12 protein-coding genes are annotated in these 19,665 nt (G+C 41.1%); 5 read left to right on the top strand and 7 right to left on the bottom strand.

The features are described from left to right. Positions 1–30: 30 nt before the first annotated feature. The 6 genes from CVD28_RS09030 to CVD28_RS09005 form a co-directional block, all read right to left on the bottom strand. Positions 31–2,595, bottom strand: a complete 2,565-nt coding sequence (locus CVD28_RS09030; RefSeq protein ID WP_101592050.1) for an S-layer homology domain-containing protein — start codon at positions 2,593–2,595, stop codon at positions 31–33. Positions 2,596–3,065: 470 nt separating this feature from the next. Next, positions 3,066–5,786, bottom strand: a complete 2,721-nt coding sequence (locus tag CVD28_RS09025) for an S-layer homology domain-containing protein (RefSeq protein ID WP_101592049.1) — start codon at positions 5,784–5,786, stop codon at positions 3,066–3,068. A 431-nt stretch (positions 5,787–6,217) separates the two neighbouring features. Continuing rightward, on the bottom strand, positions 6,218–7,591 hold the full coding sequence (locus CVD28_RS09020) for an O-antigen ligase family protein (RefSeq protein WP_101592048.1): 1,374 nt from the start codon (positions 7,589–7,591) through the stop codon (positions 6,218–6,220). 199 nt (positions 7,592–7,790) lie between these two features. Then, entirely contained in the window at positions 7,791–8,891 is a 1,101-nt protein-coding gene (locus CVD28_RS09015; protein WP_101592047.1) for a glycosyltransferase, read from the bottom strand. Positions 8,892–9,097: 206 nt separating this feature from the next. After that, positions 9,098–9,811: a WecB/TagA/CpsF family glycosyltransferase gene (locus tag CVD28_RS09010; RefSeq protein ID WP_101592046.1), complete on the bottom strand. Its 714-nt coding sequence runs from the start codon at positions 9,809–9,811 to the stop codon at positions 9,098–9,100. A 15-nt stretch (positions 9,812–9,826) separates the two neighbouring features. Next, positions 9,827–11,119: a nucleotide sugar dehydrogenase gene (locus tag CVD28_RS09005; protein WP_101592045.1), complete on the bottom strand. Its 1,293-nt coding sequence runs from the start codon at positions 11,117–11,119 to the stop codon at positions 9,827–9,829. A 305-nt stretch (positions 11,120–11,424) separates the two neighbouring features. Here CVD28_RS09005 and csaB point away from each other — a divergent pair, with 305 nt between their 5' ends. From csaB to CVD28_RS08980, 5 genes are all read left to right on the top strand, one after another. Beyond that, positions 11,425–12,531, top strand: a complete 1,107-nt coding sequence (gene csaB / locus CVD28_RS09000) for a polysaccharide pyruvyl transferase CsaB (RefSeq protein WP_101592044.1) — start codon at positions 11,425–11,427, stop codon at positions 12,529–12,531. An 18-nt stretch (positions 12,532–12,549) separates the two neighbouring features. Next, positions 12,550–13,719, top strand: coding sequence for a glycosyltransferase family 4 protein (locus CVD28_RS08995; protein ID WP_101592043.1), 1,170 nt, complete (start codon positions 12,550–12,552; stop codon positions 13,717–13,719). A gap of 488 nt (positions 13,720–14,207) precedes the next feature. Continuing rightward, positions 14,208–15,731 carry a murein biosynthesis integral membrane protein MurJ gene (murJ, locus tag CVD28_RS08990; RefSeq protein WP_101592042.1) on the top strand — a complete coding sequence of 508 codons (1,524 nt, stop codon included), beginning with the start codon at positions 14,208–14,210 and terminating at the stop codon, positions 15,729–15,731. Between the two features lie 263 nt (positions 15,732–15,994). Continuing rightward, entirely contained in the window at positions 15,995–16,966 is a 972-nt protein-coding gene (locus tag CVD28_RS08985; RefSeq protein WP_101592041.1) for a hypothetical protein, read from the top strand. Position 16,967: 1 nt separating this feature from the next. Further along, a complete protein-coding gene (locus CVD28_RS08980) occupies positions 16,968–17,417 on the top strand; it encodes a L,D-transpeptidase (protein WP_180954085.1) in 450 nt (149 codons plus the stop codon). Positions 17,418–17,508: 91 nt separating this feature from the next. Here CVD28_RS08980 and CVD28_RS08975 read toward each other — a convergent pair whose 3' ends face one another. Then, positions 17,509–19,533: an S-layer homology domain-containing protein gene (locus tag CVD28_RS08975; protein ID WP_101592039.1), complete on the bottom strand. Its 2,025-nt coding sequence runs from the start codon at positions 19,531–19,533 to the stop codon at positions 17,509–17,511. Positions 19,534–19,665: the final 132 nt, after the last annotated feature.

Raw genomic sequence — 19,665 nt, 5'->3', positions numbered from 1 at the left:
CCAGATCGACCTAATTTTTGCTCATACAAATTACTGAACTGCTACTGTTCCAGCTACAGATACTTTGTTTCCAGCCGCATCAACAAGGTCAATTGTATCTAGACCTTTTAATGATAAGCCTTTAGCAAGGTCTGCAGAAATAACAGGTGCTTCTAAAGTTACTGTTAAAGTAGTTGCTGCAGTACCTTGTAGTGGAGATGAAACAACGTCATTTGCAGCAACCTTTACTCCGCCGATTAGCAATTCAAAATCATCAGCATCTGCTGCTAAATTTTTCACTGCTTCAGAGAAAGTAAGTGTTACAGTCTGCGGTGTAGCAAGTACAGCTTTTGTAACAACCGGTCTTACATTTTCAGATAATACTTCAGTTGTTGTATAAGTGTTCATTGCAGTGCCGTTTTTAGCAGCGACATTACTTACTTTTACATCATACTCGCCGGCTAATTCAACAGTATTATCTGCAAGAGTAAGTTCTACAATATAGCCATCAGTGCTGTTGTTTTTGTAGATTTCAGCTTTTTCTACTGTAGCACCTTCCACAGCATAGTTGCCTGCTGTTGTAGCACTTGCAATATCCAATTCTTTTGTGAAGTGAACACGCAGTGTGTTTGAATCAACTGTTTCTACACCGTTGTTAACGTCGCTAGCAGGAGTGCTAGTTGTTAGCTTAACTGCTTGTTGGATAGTCGCTGCACCAACAGTTACTGCAACGTCATTTCTAGCAACAGAGTCGTTACCAAAACCATCTTCAGCCAATCCAGCTACTAGGTTAACAGTATAATCTTCACTAGCAAGGCTGCCAAGGTTGATTTTGATAGATTTAGATACACCATTTACAGCATTGTGAAGAGTTGCTTCACCTTGAGTACCCGCAACTGCATTTGTAGTGATCGTTGTGCTAGCTCTTTCTCCGTTATCTCTAACATAGTTGAAAACAAGAGCTTTCGCAGCAACTGGAGTTACGTTTTCATTAAAGTTTACTACTAAATATTTAACATTGTTAATTGTTTCAACAGAAGTTGATTCAATTGTCGGCTCTGCCTGATCAGCGTCAAAGCTTACTACTTGAGAGAAAGCAGCATTCAGGTTGCCTGAGAAGTCAACAAGCGCGTTAGCTTCTACGGAAATAGTCCGTAAGCCTGTTAAAGCACTTAGGCCAGTTACGTGGATTACTGTTGGATCTTCTGAATCAACAGCAGCATTAGCCGTAACATCAGTTGTACCAACTTTAATAGCACCAAGAGAGACACCAGCAGCAAGATCAGCTGCAGCTGCTTTAGAAACTGCTTCAGATAGTTTTAGATCAAATGAAGTAGCAGATGTTGGTGTAACAGATTGTACAGCTGGTGCTGTTACATCACTTGTATCCTTTTTAACTGTTACAGAGATTGGGTTAGGTGTTGCAATATTTCCTTTTGCATCTTTTGCCCCTACAATTGTTACTGTAGCTTCTTTGTTAGCAGTCAGAGCTGATACATTCAAATCGATGTATGCTTTGCCAGCTGTGAAAACTGGTGTAACTGCTGCAGTGGTTCCATCTGCATATTTAGCTGTAATTAAACCTTCTGCTGATAGCGGCTCAGAGAAATTAACTCGAGCTGTCTTTGCATTTGGATACGTTACGCCTGTTACTGAAGGCTTAACTGTATCATTTACAGTAACAACGCCTGTGAAGCCAGCCAATTTTTTACCGTCAGCAGCTTCAATAGCATCAGCCTTTGCGACTACCTCGTAGCGGCCATCGAAAAATGTGTCAGCTGTGATTGTTAACGTTTTGCCATCAGCGCTTAGAGAAGCAGATAGGCTGTCAGCAGAATCAACTGCATTTGCTACTACATTATCTGTAGTTAGCTCATTGATAGTAAAGACGCCATTCACAAGTGTGTCTGGGTTTCCACTTTGAATGACACTAGACTTTTTTACAGCACCGTTGAATTTAACTTCAATTTGCTTGCCATTAACTGCTTTTACACTGGAAATCTCAACAACTTCCGGTGTATCAGCATTAGCCGCTCTGAAAAGGAAGATTGCGAAATCTCCGCGCTTAGCTGATTGAGAAACACCAAATTGAGTTGCTGAAGTACCATTTGTAATTTCGTTGCTTACTAACGCTTTAACAGCTTCAGCATAACGAGAATTTACATCTGTAAATGGAAGCTCGCCTTCACCTTTTAACTCGAAGCCTTTTTGGATCCAGATTGCTAATTCACCACGTGTGATTTGGCTGTCTGCATCAAATTTAGTAGCAGTTTTACCGCTAGTGATTCCGGCAGCTTTAATTGCATTAATATATTTTGCAGCACGTGCAGGCACATCAGTAAAGCCTGACGCTGGAGCACTTTCAATATCAAGTTCAAGAACTTTAGCCAACATTACAGCAGCATCAACACGCTTAATGTTTGCATCAGTACCAAATTGTGTTTCAGAAAAACCATTTATTCCTTTAGAAGCTACGAAGTCAACTGCTTCTTTATATTTTGGAGCAACATCCGTAAAACTTGCTGCAAATGCCACTGGAGCAATCGCGCCTGCTACTAGAGTTGCAGTAGCAGCTGTCGCTACGAATTTGTTAAAAGATTTTGATTGATAAGCCATGTGTAATTGATCCTCCCGTTTTGTAATAAGTATTGCCTGTCCTGTTGCTAAATTAGAAAAATACACATTCCAGGTTTAACTATCATTTCTACTTTGTCTATGTAATAGCAGGTTAGTAATATTAAAGTAAAAATGGATATATTAAACACAAGACTTATTCTATCAAAATATAGAAATTATGCTACTGGGAGTTGTTGTGGATTGAGGTTAAAATTGGTATATGAGGTATTTTAATCAAACCAGGTCGGTTCCTTATTACCACAGCCAGACAAAAGTATATTAATTTATTACTTAATCTGAGCTCATAGCTATCCCATATAAATTACAAAAACTTATCTCCGTATTACACTTTATTACACTAAAAATAGCTTTTCAGCACCACTATCTTTTACAGTTCAAAGTTACTTCTATATATAAAAAAGACAGAGAGTAAAACTCTCTGTCTTTTATAACCAATTTATTAATCTGAATTAACGAATTGTGAAAGTCGTTGGATTTGGATTAATTTTATTTCCTACAGCGTCTCTTACTTCAACAACGCGAAGCTCTTGACCTGCAGATAATTCGTCTGCAAATACTACTCTGAATTGATTTGTTGCACCTACTTGTGTAACAGTTTGAGCAGCTCTTAGAACTACACCATTCTGAACCACTTTGTAGTTATCAACATCTAATGCACTTGCGCTAGTTGCTCCAGCATCAACCGTTGGTGCAGTAACATCCATTGTCTCACTAAATGTGATAATAAAGTCATCTGTAGCTGTCGTAGTAGTATCATGTGCAATTGTTGCAGTTGGAGCAGTCTCATCTAGAGTTAAGTTGTATTGCGCAACAGCAGCTCCAATGTTATTTACGTTACCATTAATATCAGTTACACGGGTTACTACACGGTAAGCTCCATCTGCAGCAGGTAAGTTTCCACTAATTGTATAGTTTTCAGATGTTCCACCAAGTTGGCCATCTGTAACAGTTACACCTGTAGTAGTAAACGGAACAACTAATGTTTCATATGTGTTGCTTGAATCTCTGTCAGCATTCTTATAGATTGCGTACTCAATCTTGCCTACACCTGCATTATCTGTAGCATTTCCGGAGATTGTGAACGCTCTGTCGTTAACTGTAGATCCACTAGCAGAACCATATACAGGAGTTGCTGTAATAGCAGGTACTGTAGATTCAGAAGCAGGTACATTGAACGCATTTGCACCACCACCGTTAGCCGCAGCAGCTGATCCGGAAATATTTGCTTGGGCAACAGATACAGCAGGACTAGTTGTATTATTAGATGTATCAGTTGCTCTTAATTGAATACGGTAGTCCTTACCAGTCGCCAGTTGTGGAGTAGTGAATCGAATAGCTTCGCTTGTTTCATCGAATGCACCATCTACTGCTGCCCCAACAGAAGTCCAATCTTGTACTGTATCAAAAGCTCCTGTACCAGGATTGAATTCCTGAATTCTGTACTCAGCTTTTGAAATGTTATTTCTATTAGCAGCATCTGTTACAGTTGCATTTACTGTTACTGTACGAGGTTGTACGGAACCGCTTGGTGTCACGTTATACGTACCAGTTACGTTAGCAAATTGAGGTCCAACAATGTCAGCACTGTTAACAGTAATGCTTGTAGCCGTATTAGTTACCACATTTTGGTTTGCATCTACAGCTTGAACTTGAACAATATAGTTTCCACTTGTAGACCCTGCAGTAATGGTAGCTTTTCCAGTCTCTGATTTATCTCCTAATGTGCCGTCAGCAACATTTAAATTAGTCCAGCCAGTAAGAGATCCATCTGGATTCTGAAGTCTATAGCGTAAGCTTACAACACCGTTATTTCCATCTGTTGTAACTGCATTTAGCTCAACTGATTCACCTGTGTTAACAATTACATTAGCAGCGTTTTGTTGAGATCCTGACTTTAATGTAACAGCTACTGTTGGAGATGTTACATCAGTGCCATTTATTACATCGACATTTCTAGTTACTGTTGGAATTGATTGACCTGTTGCATTCTTAAGGTTTTGAACTGTAAGAACACCTTCTTCGCCTCCAACAATATCTCCAGCGTTGTTATTGTAAGTTAAAGTAACTACCTGATTTGCTCCATAAGCACCTACTGCAGCAGAATTCAATGCCACATTGCTAGGGAAAACTGGAGTGTTAACTCCGCTATTGCGGTTGTTATCCCAGATGTAATTACCTGCATTACGTGCAACCGATGAATCTAGCGGTTTGTCGAAGAATAACGTAATTGTGTTGTTAGTTCCATCAGTTCCAATATGTTTTAGGTCTGCTGAAGCTTCGGCAGCCACTGTGAACGTTCCAATTTGAGCAGCAGTATCTTTAAAAGCAACAGAATATGCAACTGTTTGAGCAGCATTAGTTGAAGCTACTTGCGGTACAGCGAATGTTGCCTTCTTATTTGCAACATCCCAAGTGAAACTAGTTGGTGTTACTGTTGTTTGAGTTCCACCGTTAATAGTTTGAGAAACCTTGAAATCAGCAGCTACCGGAGCAGTTTCAGGAGCTTTATTGAAAGTAGCAGTTACAGTTCCGTTAACCGCAGTTACTGCAACAACTTTCGGAGCTGTTTCCATAGTTTCTACTTTGTATACGAAAACCGCAAATTCTCCACGAGTGATTGCATCTGCAGTACCGAACTTAGTTTCTGATTTACCAGAAGTAATACCATTTTCAGTTAATGCGATAACAGCTTGCTCATAACGCTCAGAAACATCTGTGAATTTTAATTGCTTAGTTACAGAAGTAATAGCATATGCTTTAGCAAGAATAAGAGCAACTTCACCACGGGTTAGGTTATCGTCAGCACCAAAAGTTGTTGCTGATTTACCATTAACTACGCCAGCTGCTTTAAGAGCATTTACTGCACCTTCAGCACGAGAAGGAACATCAGTGAAACCTGAAGCAGGAGCTGTAGCAGTGTTAAGACCAAGCGCTTTAGCTAGCATAACAGCTGCGTCTACACGCTTGATGTTTTGGCTCACGCCGAATTGAGTAGGAGTTACACCTTGAGTGATATTTTGCTCTACAAGGTAGTTAACTGCCTCTTTGTAACGATCTGATACATCTGTAAAAGTTGCAGCAGATGCTACTGGAGCAAGAGCAGATGCTACGATTGTAGCTGTAGCTGCTGTTGCTACAAACTTACGATAAGACTTTGGTTGGTAAGCCATGTAATAAATCCTCCCCGTTTTGTAAAAAAGTTTAATTTTTCTCGATGATTACCATCGAAAAACAACACATTCACAGTTTAAAATCCCTAACTCCTTACCTACATTTACTATAAAAGTAGATAATATGTAAAAATGGGACATTTAAACTCGTACTCTATTCTACCAAATTCACCATATTTTTCAACTATTTTTTACAATCTTCTTAAATTGGTAATTAGTAGAATAAAGATTACGAATTAAACGTGTCTTGTAATCACACTTTAACATTATACATTTAATGTAACAAAATTGGTATATTTTTTTAAAAAAACTTATTTCATCCAATAAAATGTATAATTTTAACTCACTCAACCATTCTATGGACCGGGTCAATAAATAATTCCCTACAACCTACTTTTAAGCACAAAAAAAGCATGTGAACGTTCACATGCTTACAGGCTTTGTTTTTTATTCTGATGCAGGAAGGCGATCGCCAGTCCTCCAATTAACCAGAAGATGATATTTAATTGAGGAATGAAGATCAGGTTATTAGAAAGGTTTTGCACCATAAAAGTTACGCTGCCTACAAAGACCCCAGCAGCTACAACTTGTCCAAGTAGATTTTGCCTAAAGTACAAACGGGCTAGATATAAGAAATACACTACATAGAAGCTAAGGAATGATAAAATTCCAATAATTCCAGTTTCCGCCGCTACCTTTAAATAAGAATTATGAACAGAATATGCTTCATGGCCGATATCGAGCTCAGGGTATTTCTCCACAAAGTCTTTGTATCGGACATAATAGTTACCCATTCCAACACCCAGGATCGGATTATCTTTAAACATTACCCAGCCGGTTTTCCAAAGGGTGATACGGGATACGACGGCACGATTCGTTGTTTCGTCTTTTTCGGGTTCATCCTCAGGTTCCTCTTCACCTTCTGGATTTTCGTCGGCATCTCCGCCTTTATCAGGCGAACCTGGTGTATCTGGAAGAAGCTTTTCAATCGCGTAGATTGCTGAGTTTGTCCGTGATTGAACATCAGGCATCCAGTATAGAACAGTCAACAATAGTACAAAGGCAACTAGAATATGCGGTTTAATAAAGTTCTTGAAGAACTTTTTCGGCATGATCAGGATGATCAGGATAAACGCGCAGAACATGGTTACCCAGGCTGCTCTTGTATAAGTCAAAATAAGGTTAATAACGTAAATGGAATAAAACGCGAAAAATAACAGCTGCGTTTTTTTGTCTTTAAAGTAAACTACAGCAAATAGCAATAGTATTGGGATAACAAAGTTTACAAATGAAGAATAATAGTTAGGGTTTGTTAGGGTGGAGTCAACCCGGCCCTTTGCTTCTTCTAACGCATATAATCCTGCTTTGTTAAGCGAGAAGTTAAATACATATTGTAGAATTCCGAACAACCCTACAATCAGGGCTGCTGCCCCAAACGCTTTTGCAAAGTTTATATATTGCTCTTTCGTAAATTGCACTTTTACTACAATTAAGAATAAGACGACATAAGACAGGAAGCGTCCAATTTCCATTATTGCAGGTGTATAGCTTTCGGCCTTCACTAAGGAGATGACCGCTGCAATAAGGAATAAGCTAAAGGTGATAATAAATGGTTTGATGGACAAATCGTTAAGCTTGATTGTCCCCTTTTTAAATTCCCATGCCGCACTCAGCACAAGCAACGGAATCAAAATGATCTCTATCGACAAAGGCAGTGGCCCTATATATTTTTTAAAATATAAGATCGGAACTAAAAACAAATGCAGTAACACTAGTACGTAAGTCAGGCTGTTCTTCCCGTTCATCCTTCGTCTCCCTTCTCTTTTTTTACTGTGCTCTAAATATGTTCACCTATTCATGAAGGACAGCCATTATCCTTAATATGTATACATGAAAATGTGACGGTTCACTGAATCTGACATATGCAGACAAGAAAAAGCACTATTCTACCTTACATGATGCTTCATTAAATGACAATGGTATTTTACTCACTGGAAAAAACCACTATCTTACCAGCCTTCTGTAGGTTTCCTCCGTAAGCTTGTATAAATTTGAAAGTGAGAAATGCTGGACTGCATGCTTATAAAGCTTCTCACCTCTCGGGGCAAGTTCCTTTTTTTGATGCAGGTAATATGCCTCTTGCATGGCCTGTAAATATTGGGCCTGGCTGTTTACATCAACTACCCAGCCGTATTGTGGATCAGTTACCAATTTCCGGACACCGCCTACATCGGTTGTAATGATTGGCAGTTTTTGATTGGCAGCCTCAAGCAGTGCAAGCGGAAAGCTTTCACTTTGAGAAGCAAGCAAGGCAACATTGGAGTTGCTGTAAATTTCATTTACGTCCTTACGAAAACCGAGGAAATGCACTTGCTTTTCCAATCCAAGCCTGGACACCATTTGTTCAATATCAAAACGAATCGGGCCGTCACCGACAAGCAAAAGGTGAACATCCGGCTTATCTATTTGTTTTAGAGCTTGAAGAACAATATCATGACCTTTAATCGGATGCAGCCTAGCGACCATTGCCATTACAAAATCTGATTGTGTTAGACCTATTTCTTCTCTTATTTTGCTGTTTGGTTCCAATGGTTCAGAAAAATCAATTCCATTATATATCGTTTGGATTTTCTCTGAAGGAATGCCCAGCTTCATTAAGTTTTCTTTAAAGCGCTCCGAAACAGCAAAGAAGAAATCTATTTTATTCAATGTTGATAAATTTAACTTTGTAAATACATAGCCCCTAATACCGCGTTTCATAAAATCAAGCGTCGGATCACTGTGAATGGTTGTAACCCACACAGCGGAGATTCTCGCTTTGATAAAAGACAAAAACAGGTTTGCTCTTGGACCATGGGAGTGGACGATATCAAATTTTTCTGTGTTTATGAAGCTGGCCAACCTTTTTAGGACTGATAGATCATAGCGGGAACTCTGTTTAAGCAATTCAACTCGGATGCCAGCCTCCCTGGCTTCCTTGCTTAGGGCCCCTTCCTGAAAAACAAGCAGGCAAACCTGCTCCTGCGGGAATTTTTCCAAAAGCGTATTCACATGCTTGCGGCTCCCGCCAGTTTCCCCTCCGCTAATTACATGTAAGATCTTCATAATAAGTAGACCTCCATAGAAAAGCGTAAGCGTCCAGTTTTGCCCTGACAAAGGGTTGTGACGGCCTTTATTCACTATACTCAAGGGCTGGACGCTGAAGCTAGACAGTATTGTATGTTAAAAAATAACTATTTTCTAAACAGGCAAAAAACTCGGCGATGGCCGAGCCCTTCGATAAAATACGATTATTTTAATTTGGTTCGAGGCTACCTTGAGAAAAGCACCTTAAGCAGGAATCTTGGCAATGCCAGCTGGCGCTTTAAGCGCTTTGGCTCTTTAAGAAGACGATAAAACCATTCCAGGCCAAGCTTTCTAAAAAATAATGGCGCCCGTTTTACATGGCCGGCGAAAACGTCAAAGCTGCCGCCCACACCCTGGAACACCTTCACACCCATCTTGTTCATATGTTCACGGATCCAGAGCTCCTGCTTCGGGCTTCCCATCGCAACAAAAAGAATATCCGCTTTCGCTTCATTGATTTTATTGATTACCTGATCAGGATCCTGTACATAGCCATTTTCATATCCGGCAATAGTAATCCCCGGATACTTGGCCATGATGTTCTCCTTTGCTTTGGAGACCACCTCTTCTTTGGCTCCGTAAAGGAACACCCGGTATCCCTCGTTTGCAGCAAAGCCAAGAAGCCTTTCCATCATATCTACACCGGTTACCCGGGAGGAAATGCGCCCGCCTTTTAATTTAGAAGCGAGCAGCACTCCAATGCCATCAGGAATTTGATAGGTAGCCGAGTTGATAAGTTCTCTAAGCTCGCTATTTTGTTCAGCTTTGATAACTTTTTCCGGATTTACCGCTATAATCGTGGATTTCAAATCCTGCTGCATGCGGTTTTTTAAATCACCCAATATTTCGTCATAGCTTAAAGCTGATACATCAACGCCGAAGTAAGTTTCTTTCTGCACATTCATCTTCCTTGTTTACAGCAATGAAGCTTCCTGGATTGCTGATAATTTCGTTAAATCGCCGATGCGGTGAACTGTTAATTGGGTGTCATCCGCTACCTTCAGGCAATTTCTTGTATCAAAAATGACCGGAGTCTTCATGTTTTCAGTTAGCATGCCTTCATCCATTAATTTAAATTCAGCATGGTCAACCAGGATAACCAATAGGTGGGCATCCTTTGCAGCCTCTTCAAGCGTTGTCAGCTTGAACGGCACCTGCTCATCCCTTACGTGAGGATCATGGATGCGGACATCATATCTTGAATCAGCCAGCAGCTTTTCGGCAATTTCAATCGCCGGGCTTTCACGAACATCATCAATATTACCCTTGTAAGTCAAACCGCAAACCGCTAAAACCGGATTTTTCAATTCAGCTGTTAAGCGTCCGATTTGCTCTACTACAAAATCAGGCATAGAGTTATTGATGCGGCGACTTTCCGCGATTAACGGAGATTCTTCCTGAGCCTTTTCAATAATGAAATAAGGATCAACCGCAAGGCAGTGACCGCCAACGCCTGGTCCAGGAAGGTGGATATTTACACGCGGATGCTTATTGGCAAGCTCAATCACATTGTGTGCGTTGACTCCAAGTCTTGCTGAGATTTTTGCAAGCTCGTTGGCCAATGCAATGTTTACGTCCCTGAAGGTATTTTCCATCAGCTTAGACATTTCTGCTGTAACAGCTTCTGTTTCAATTACATCGCCGGTTACCACTGCACGGTACACATCTGCAGCCTTTGTAGCTGCTACCGGTGTAATTCCGCCCACGATTCGAGTGTTTTCAATTAATTCAATCAAGATTCGACCAGGCAGCACGCGTTCCGGGCAATGTGCCACATAAACGTCTTTATATGGATCGATTCCAGCCTCCGCCAGTATTGGTGCCACAACATCATCCATTGTCCGTGGCGGAATGGTAGATTCCACGATTACAACATTGCCTTTTTCAATGAATGGCACGATTGCTTTTGTGGCATCCTTCACATAGTCAACGTTAGCTGTATAATCCTCGTGGATCGGAGTAGGAACGGCAATAATGAATACATCTGCTTTTTCAGGTGTTACAGATGCTTTAAGATTCCCTGCAGCCACAACATCTCTTACCATTTCCGGCAGGCCAATCTCTTCTATATGAATTTCACCTTTATTTAGCAGTTCGACAACCTTTTTATTCACATCAACACCGAGAACATCATATCCGGCCTTGGCAAAGACGGATGCGGTAGGCAATCCGATATAACCTAATCCAATAACACAAATCTTTTTCATGCAACAAGGACCTCACTTACTTTTAATAATATTTTTTTGCATCTTGCTAATATCTCAACTAGTATATCAGAAGAAGAAGAGTCATGCATTAATAACGTTGATAGGGTCGAGAGGGAATGGTAAAATACAATGAAGGTTTGCAGGCCGCCTGACAAAAGGACTCAGGTTGTCACAGCACAGCTAAGTTGACCTTCTAAGAGACTACTTTAATAGGATTCGGCACGTGACCCCGGTTTTATGGCCGGTGGTGTTGGACCTTATTAACCAAACACAATTGAACACTTACATAGAGGAGGAACTTCTTTTTGAAAATTGTAATTTCTGGCTTTTATGGGCTGGGCAATACCGGCGATGAAGCGATTTTGGAAGCAATCATAGATAACCTGCGTGACGGTCTGGATTCCCCGGATATTACCGTTTTTTCGCTTTCTCCAGAAGAAACTGCCACAACGCATAATGTTAAAAGTGTTTATCGGGCCTGGCGCCATGATAACAAAGGTAAAATGAAGGCACTGAAAGAGGCCGATTTGTTAATCAGCGGGGGCGGCGGTCTTTTACAGGATGCATATCCTACCAAATTTTTATTCGGGCCGCTTCCGTATTATTTATTAATCGTCATGCTTGCTAAGATGTGCGGGACTAAAGTTATGTTCTTCTCACAGGGAATCGGCCCGGTTACCTCAGGCTGGGGCAAGACACTGATGAAGCTGGCTAACCTGGCTGATTTCATCACCGTCCGGGATCAGTATTCTAAAGACTTGCTGCACAAGCTGGGTGTTACCAAACCTGAAACAGTGGTCACCTCTGATATCGTCTTTGCCTTCAAGCCAAAAAAGGATGATTCAGCTAAAGCTTCTCTTCCTTTAAACGGCGGTGAAAAACTGGTAGCTGTTTCTGTACGTCCGTGGTTTGAGCATGTTAAGCAGTTTGAGCAAATGGCCCAGATTCTGGATACCTTGATCACAGAACGCGGCGTGACCCCGGTATTCGTTCCAATGGAGGGACATCACGATAAGAATGCTAGTGAACAGGTTATGTCACATATGAAGTACAGAGATAAATGCCTTATGCTGGGCACTGATTATACTCCGAACCAGTATTTGAATTTTATTGGCGAGTGCGAGATGACGATCGGAATGCGTCTGCATGCTCTTATTTTTTCAACATTAATGGGGGTACCTCATATCGGCTTCAGCTATGATAAGAAGGTAGAAAGCCTGCTAAAGCGCAGCGGTATGTGGGATTTTTCCGCAGACTTGGAAAATATCAATGTACCTGAGCTCACAGCCAATGCCATTAAGCTGCTGGACGAGCGGGAATCCTACAGCCAAACTGTAAAGGCTAATGCTCAGTCTATGAGAGCGGAAGCAGTCCGCAATATTGATTTATTAAAACAAAACTTCCTATCGTAAACGAAAAGGAGCAAACAAATGAAAATATTAATTGCTACAGCCTATGATTATCCGCATGCAGGTGGCCTATCCACACATGTTGCCACATTGAAGGCCGGCCTGGAGTCATTAGGAAATGAAGTGGATGTTCTATCTTTCTCGGATGTTTCCCCTGTTTCACGAAAAATATTGGCCCAGGGCCCAAGCTTTCTTTTGAACAAGCTGAAAAAAGGCAAAGGCATTATCTGGAGCCATCAGATGAGAAAAAGATTTCTGCAGGCTTTAATCGAGAAAAATAAGACAAAGCAATATGATGTCATTAATGCACAGGATCCATTCACTACATTAGCTGCTTTGGAAAGCGGGATTCCGACGGTATCAACTGTACATGGTTATATGACTTTTGAATCAATCAGCAAGGGCTCCCTTGACGAAGGCAGTGCGGAAGCCAAGTACATGCAGGATGTTGAAATCCAGGCTTATAAGGGCACCCGGAAAATCATTACCGTTGACCAGCGCTTGCGTGATTATGTTAAGGACCTTTCCGGTGTTGAAGGAACAGCGATTCGGAATTTCATTGATACAGTCGGGTTTAAGCCAAATCCTGGAAAAAAGAATGAGTATCGCAGGAAGCACGGTATATCAGAGGATACTCCGGTTATTTTTGTTCCGAGAAGGCTAACAAAGAAAAACGGCGTTATCTACCCGGCCCTTTCTCTTCCAATGGTGCTCGAGAAGTTTCCAAACGCTCAATTAATATATGCAGGCAGCGGCGAAGCGCTCGCTCAAATTAAAGAAATCGTTGCGGAAAAACAGCTTGATGGCCATGTTACCCTGCTTGGCGCCGTGCCTCATGACATGGTAAAGGAATATTACGCTCTTGCTGACGTTGTGCTCGTGCCAAGCGTCCATTCCGCTGGCGTAGAGGAAGCTACCTCAATTTCCGCACTGGAAGCGATGGGCTCAGGATCGCCATTAGTCGCCTGTGCAGTCGGCGGCTTAAAGGAAATTATCAATAACGGCGAAGACGGCATTTTAGTAGAAGAAAAGAATGTAGAGCAATTAGGGGATGCGATTATCAAGCTGCTTAGCAATCCTGACGAGGGACAGGCGATGGCAGCAAAAGCCCGTGAGAAAATTGAAAGAGAATACTCCCACATCGCCGCCGCGGAAAAATATCTGGAAATCTATAAAAGCGCTTTGAGATAAAAGTAAGGCGTGGAACGCGCCTTGCTTTTTATAATGGTTTTAAGTAAAGGCAAATTGTTCGCTTTGGCGAGTAAAATTAATATTTCGGCGAGTAAAGCTTCGGGTTTGGAGAGTAAATTTGGATTTTGGCCCTTTCCGCTAGTAAGATGCCGGCTTGCCAGGTAAGCTGACAGATTGGCAATAGTTTGTCCTGCTTGACTATAGACCAAAGTTTTGGCAAGTAAAATCCCGGTTTTGGACAGTAAACTTGGCTATTTCGGACAGTAAATTGCTCGTTTTGGACAGTAATTCCCTTGAATTGGACAGTAAATTGATTTTCAAACAGTAAAAACAAATTGGATTAAAAGTATCAGCTTTGGCAGGAAACGCTTGTGCCGAAACTTCGGGGTTTAAAGAAGAACTCATGAAAAATTAACGCATTTTCGGTTAAATGATTAGGGCTTCTCCTCAAGGAAATGCCTATTTCCCTCATTAAGAGAGGTGTCAGAATGTCAACACTCAAAAAAACGGCCATCTGGATAACGCTTTTGGCCTTAGTTTTAAAATTATCCGGTTTTTTACGGGAAAGTATTGTCGCCCGTCAGTTTGGAGCTACCGAACATACAGATGGCTATTTGCTTGCCTTTTCTTTTATTACCCTTGTGGTAGCAATGATTTCCGGAGGCTTCAATAACGTCTTCCTGCCGCTATATGTAAAAAACAGAAAAGAAGACGCTGAAGGAACGGAGAAGAACGCAAATGGAGTCATGAACAGTACCGTTTTATTGTTCCTGATCATTTCTTTAGTAGGAGCCATTTTCGTTCCATACTTTGTTCCCTTTATTTTCGGCAACATGACTCCACTCACCGAGGAAGTTGCCGTAAAAATCACAAGAGTTTTCTTCATTTTTATGAGTGCGATTGCGCTGAACGGGATTCTGGAGTCATATTTGCAGGGCAGGCGGATCTTTGTTCCTGCTCAGATTTCTAAAATACTTGCCACGTTGATGGGTGCGGTGTTTGCGCTTATCTTTTCTGATCAATGGGGAATTTACAGCTTAGCTTACGGATTCGTCTTTGGTACGGTATTAGGAATTATTATTCAATTTTACTACCTGCAAAAAAGCGGTTTCCGCTGGGGACTTAATCTGAGGATTGAAAAGGATTTCCGAAAAGTCTTTATCGTGTTAATTATCCCTTCCCTGTTAAACTCCGTAGTTGGTCAGATCAATATGTTCGTGAACAAAATCTTTGCATCTGGGACTGTTGAGGGTGCGGTAACTTACTTGAACAACGCTTCCCTGCTCGTTAGCATTCCGAATGCAATTTATGCGACCACGATTGCAGCGATCATCTTTACCCTGCTATCTGAGCAGGTTGATGATATGAAAAAGTTTCAGCAGACTGTTTTTATGGGAATGGAAATTTCCCTTGTGACATTGCTGCCGATCGCTGCCGGGTTATTGGTGGTCGGAGACGCAGCAATTGCCTTCGTATATGAGGGCGGCGAGTATACAGCGGAGGATTCGTATAATACCTATCTTGCCCTCGTCTTCTATCTGCCTATGATAGTGACCCAGGGGCTGCAGTTTATTACGTCAAAATCCATGTATGCCCGCGGCAAGACGGCGATTATTTTTCGAATTAGTGTTACTACCATCGCAGTAAATGCTCTTTTAAACTTCCTATTAGTGGACCGGTTCGGCTATACCGGATTGGCATTGACCAGCTCAATAGTATCTGTATATTATCTGGTGGTTTCATCTGTAGTCGTTTATAAGGAATTCCCAAAAGAGGAAGTTGCCCGGCTGTTTACCTTATTCATTCGAGTCATACCGCCAACCTTAATCATGACAGTCCCTATCTGGCTGTTAAAGGAATATACGCCTATTGGCGGATTCTATTCGCTGTTCCAGCTGGCAATACTGGTCCCGTTAGGAGTTATCCTCTACACAGGTGCACTTTATATATTTTACCGGCAAGGGTTTAGACGCTTACTAAACATCCTTAAAAAGAAAAAAGCGGTGGCGTGATAATTCTAAAGAAGCTTGGAAATTTTCCAGGCTTCTTTTTATTTGGATTTGAACAGTGCCATTTAATAGCAACCCCCATCCCCTTCATCATCAGTGAAAAACTCTTTAATGCCCCTTTTTTTTGAATAGCTCCCGTTATTCGCAGTATAGAACCTGAGTGATAAATGTTCCGCCACTGTAGAGAAAAAGGTACAGATCTTCTAACCTTTTAATAACATAACAAATGTAGAAACCTCATAAACTTATCTGGGGGGAGGAGGCTAATGAGAATTAGGATATTACTGCTTCCAGACGGCGTTGTGTATTCAGCGGACGAAAGAATTACCCGAGCTGACCCGTACTATTTAGAAAAAATGCATATTCGTTTTCCCGAAGATATGACTTTTCTTTATAGCCTTGCAAAAAAATATAACAAAAAGGCATTCCTGCCCGAAAGTGATAATAATCAAATAACGGAACACCTCATTAAGGCTATTTATTTTTATGACAAACTTCGTCCGCTTGCACCGGAGCATGTAAATGAAATGGAATACAGACGTTTAATTGAAATTAAAGAGCAGCTTTCTAATAAAAGAACGAAACCCAACGGTAAACCGTATTGGATAATGTTAGCTCCTTTACTATTACTGCTGCTGCTGTTAATCTTCATACCAGGGCTATTGGTAAGCGGTAAATACGCAATGAATGATGGTTTATTCTACTCAAATCAGTTAACAGAAGATCCAAGAAAAGATCCGAATAGAAGCTCTTCTAACCACAAATCCGTCATCCCAAATCCTATACCACCTCAATACACCTCCCGTGAGGAGAAAATATCCTCTCCCAAACAGCTTACCGTCACAACAGATTCAGAAAATCGACTGCCCCTAAATATTTTAAGAACAGCTATTCTCGAATACGTTGAAGATAAAGGAAAACTCCCAGGCTCATTATCTGATTTGGCAGCTTCGTACCCTAACAACTACTTATCATTTATCCCGTTAGAACAAAGGCATTTTACTAATAAAGAAGTTTCAACAAAAGATAGCACTGGGGGCTGGGTTTATAATCCCTACTCGATAGACAAACCTCTAAAAGAACTTAGCCCTAATCAATTAAATAGCTTAATAGAAGAAATATTAGTGCCAAACAGTAACAGCTGCCAAAAGTCCTGTCCGTTTGAGCCGATAAATATCGAAATTATAAAAGCCCATCATACCCTTAAATATGGGGGATACAAAACTGAAAACGTATAATGTGGGATTAGGCGAAAAAAATTCTACGCCTGAAGGTTTATTTACAATTAAAAAACGGGTTGTAAATCCTAATCATCATCTCTCCAAAAGAATCTATGGCACGCGCGGCCTGGAGTTATCCAACAGTACTTATGCCATTCACGGAACCTACGATAAAGAAAGTATTGGAAAGAATGAATCAAAGGGCTGTATTCGACTGTTAAATGAGGATATTGAGGAATTCTTTGCTGCGGTTCCACTTGGTGCCATAGTTACTATTGTAAACAAACCTGCAGGTCAGCCTGACACTCAGCCTTCTTCTACAGTGAACTTAAAGAAAGCGGACGATCACACATTGACTGAGTTATTGTCATTTAAATCTTTGAGACCAAACAGTAATGACCATAGAGCTATCGAAACATTAGCCAAGGAAGAAACAGATAGCGGGAGTACTTTTTACTGGAATCACTAGATTCAAAAGCTTTTATTAGGTTATTACAAACATTTTATTAGGTTATTACAAACAATTTAAAAGCCTCCCATTAAAATGGGAGGCTGCTGTTTTATTTAGCAATCGTAATGTTATCTACATACTCAGCACTTACATAAGCAAATTCGTTGTTGTTGCTGTCTGAGATAATCTTGTACCAATTAGTACCGTTCGAAGCCTTCTCTGTTCCAGCAATGATTACAGGATAGCCTGGCTTAGGATAGGTGAATTGCTTTTCAAAGGAAGTGCCGGCGCCCATCCGGACATTTAGGCCTTCGATATTTGTAATGCCGACATTATAAGGAGCCGGATTGTTCAAGAAGTCTTTTCCGCCCAGCGCTTTATCCACGCGGTACATATGGCCGGCAACTTTTTGGCCCCAATAAGCGTCAGCGGCATATCGGACGTTTATACCTCTGTTCTTGTTCCCTGGCGAGCTGCCATTCTGGTAAGCAATTCCGCTTGCAGGGATTGGGACATAATTTTTGTTCAAATAGTTGTTCATCAAGCTATTAATGGAATCTTCAACAGTTGCATATTGCGCGCCCTCTTCCGGACTGCTGTCATACACCGCTATTCCAAAAATATTGTTAATGGTCAAAGCATGAGCACTCATACCAAAATCGCTTTCGTGCAGTGCCATGGCTAAAATTAGAAGAGCATTAACCTTATACTTGCTCTCGGCTGCCTTTAAGGTTTGACCAATTCCAATCAGCTTACTTTTAGTTGCAGCATCCTTATAGCGTACATTGGCTGTTGGATTGGACCTATATAAAGCTTCTCTTTCCGCAAGCGCCTGATTGATATATTGGTCTAATTCAGCTGCTGTGTAATTTGTTTTGGCACGGGCTGGAAGCATATTAAAATACTGATAAGCAGTCCCTACAACAGTACCGCTTTCTGTTTTAAATGTGTTGCCATCCCAGCTAATGTATTTCGTGCCCTGCTTCAGGAATGAAGGGGCAACTCCAGTTGTATAAGCACTATAAGTGTTTTTATTAATATCATATATATTGTGGACAAGTTCGCCTGCACTGTTAACAGAATAGTAGGATCTGCCTTTCATCATCGCAGCAGGAACAAGATAGGCATTTGTATGCTTCACAAAGCCTTGTCTGCCCGCAACCTTGACTTCAATTTTCTCATCATCGGACCTGATGTATTCCATCTCAGTCGTCGGAACAGCGCCTCCTGTCGCAACAGGCATCATTATCGTTTTCATATCAGATTCATATATAACTGCGGCTGCAGTTCCTACGGCAGGCTTAGCAACAGCAACGCCTGACTTCATTTTAATAATGGAATCATTGTACATTACAACTTGGGTATTGCTGTTAGTTAGTGCTGAAATTGCTGCATCAAATGTCTTATAAGTTTTTGCGTCAACAGTTAAATTCCCTTGGGCATCCACCGTTCCGATTTTGAAGGGATCTGTTCCCTGGCTCGGATCTTCTTCTTCCTGTATTTCTTCTGCAGCCTTTAGCATTCTGTAAATGAAAGCAGCTGCATGGGCACGGGTTGCTGTTTTCTTTGGATCAAAGCGGAAAGTACCAACAGGATTTCCTTCGCTGTCCAAATTAGGGATACCTGCAATAATTCCAAGCGCTACCATATTCCCGATGGAACTGCGCGATATAGAAGAAGTTATCAGCTTTTCATCAGTAAACGCTAACGCTGCTTTTTGCTTGGGCACCTTTAGATAATCTAGTGACTTATCAATCATATTGGCCACTTGTTCGCGGGTGATCGGATCATCCGGCTTAAAAGTCCCATCAGAATAACCGGTGATAATTTCCGCGGCCACTGCTGAGTAAATTCCCGGAGCCAGACTTGAAGTTACCGGCACATCTTTAAATTTAGGCTGTCCCTCCGGCAGCTGCAGGGCACGGGCTATAAAGTTAGCAAACTGTCCTCTTGAAACATCATCATGCGGACCGTATTTTCCAGGTCCATATCCGAAAATAACTCCCTTCTCTACCATTGCCCTCATTTCCATTTCAAGAGCAATTCCGGTAATATCATCCGCATGCGCTGAACGGACAGGCAATAAAGAAATAATCAGCAGGAAACTGAGAAGGAGAGTACTAATTTTTTTCATGAATAACTTCCTTTCAACTTTATCTTTTTCACCAAGACTTACTAGAAACTATTACACCTACAACAATTTGACAAAATGACAGTATATTTCTATTTTAGCAAATAAATAGTTTAAAAGGCGTCTATAAATGGA

Source organism: Bacillus sp. M6-12 (genome assembly GCF_002860285.1).
Lineage (GTDB): Bacteria > Bacillota > Bacilli > Bacillales > DSM-1321 > Peribacillus.
This window is presented reverse-complemented; position numbering and strand designations above follow the sequence as displayed.

What these genes read in the sequence shown, in the direction of transcription:
- CVD28_RS09015 (WP_101592047.1), bottom strand. Translation starts at nt 8,891, where the DNA reads ATGAAGATCTTACATGTAATTAGCGGAGGGGAAACTGGCGGGAGCCGC.
- CVD28_RS09030 (WP_101592050.1), bottom strand. Translation starts at nt 2,595, where the DNA reads ATGGCTTATCAATCAAAATCTTTTAACAAATTCGTAGCGACAGCTGCT.
- CVD28_RS09020 (WP_101592048.1), bottom strand. Translation starts at nt 7,591, where the DNA reads ATGAACGGGAAGAACAGCCTGACTTACGTACTAGTGTTACTGCATTTG.
- murJ (WP_101592042.1), top strand. Translation starts at nt 14,208, where the DNA reads ATGTCAACACTCAAAAAAACGGCCATCTGGATAACGCTTTTGGCCTTA.
- CVD28_RS08985 (WP_101592041.1), top strand. Translation starts at nt 15,995, where the DNA reads ATGAGAATTAGGATATTACTGCTTCCAGACGGCGTTGTGTATTCAGCG.
- CVD28_RS09025 (WP_101592049.1), bottom strand. Translation starts at nt 5,786, where the DNA reads ATGGCTTACCAACCAAAGTCTTATCGTAAGTTTGTAGCAACAGCAGCT.
- CVD28_RS09005 (WP_101592045.1), bottom strand. Translation starts at nt 11,119, where the DNA reads ATGAAAAAGATTTGTGTTATTGGATTAGGTTATATCGGATTGCCTACC.
- CVD28_RS08995 (WP_101592043.1), top strand. Translation starts at nt 12,550, where the DNA reads ATGAAAATATTAATTGCTACAGCCTATGATTATCCGCATGCAGGTGGC.
- CVD28_RS08975 (WP_101592039.1), bottom strand. Translation starts at nt 19,533, where the DNA reads ATGAAAAAAATTAGTACTCTCCTTCTCAGTTTCCTGCTGATTATTTCT.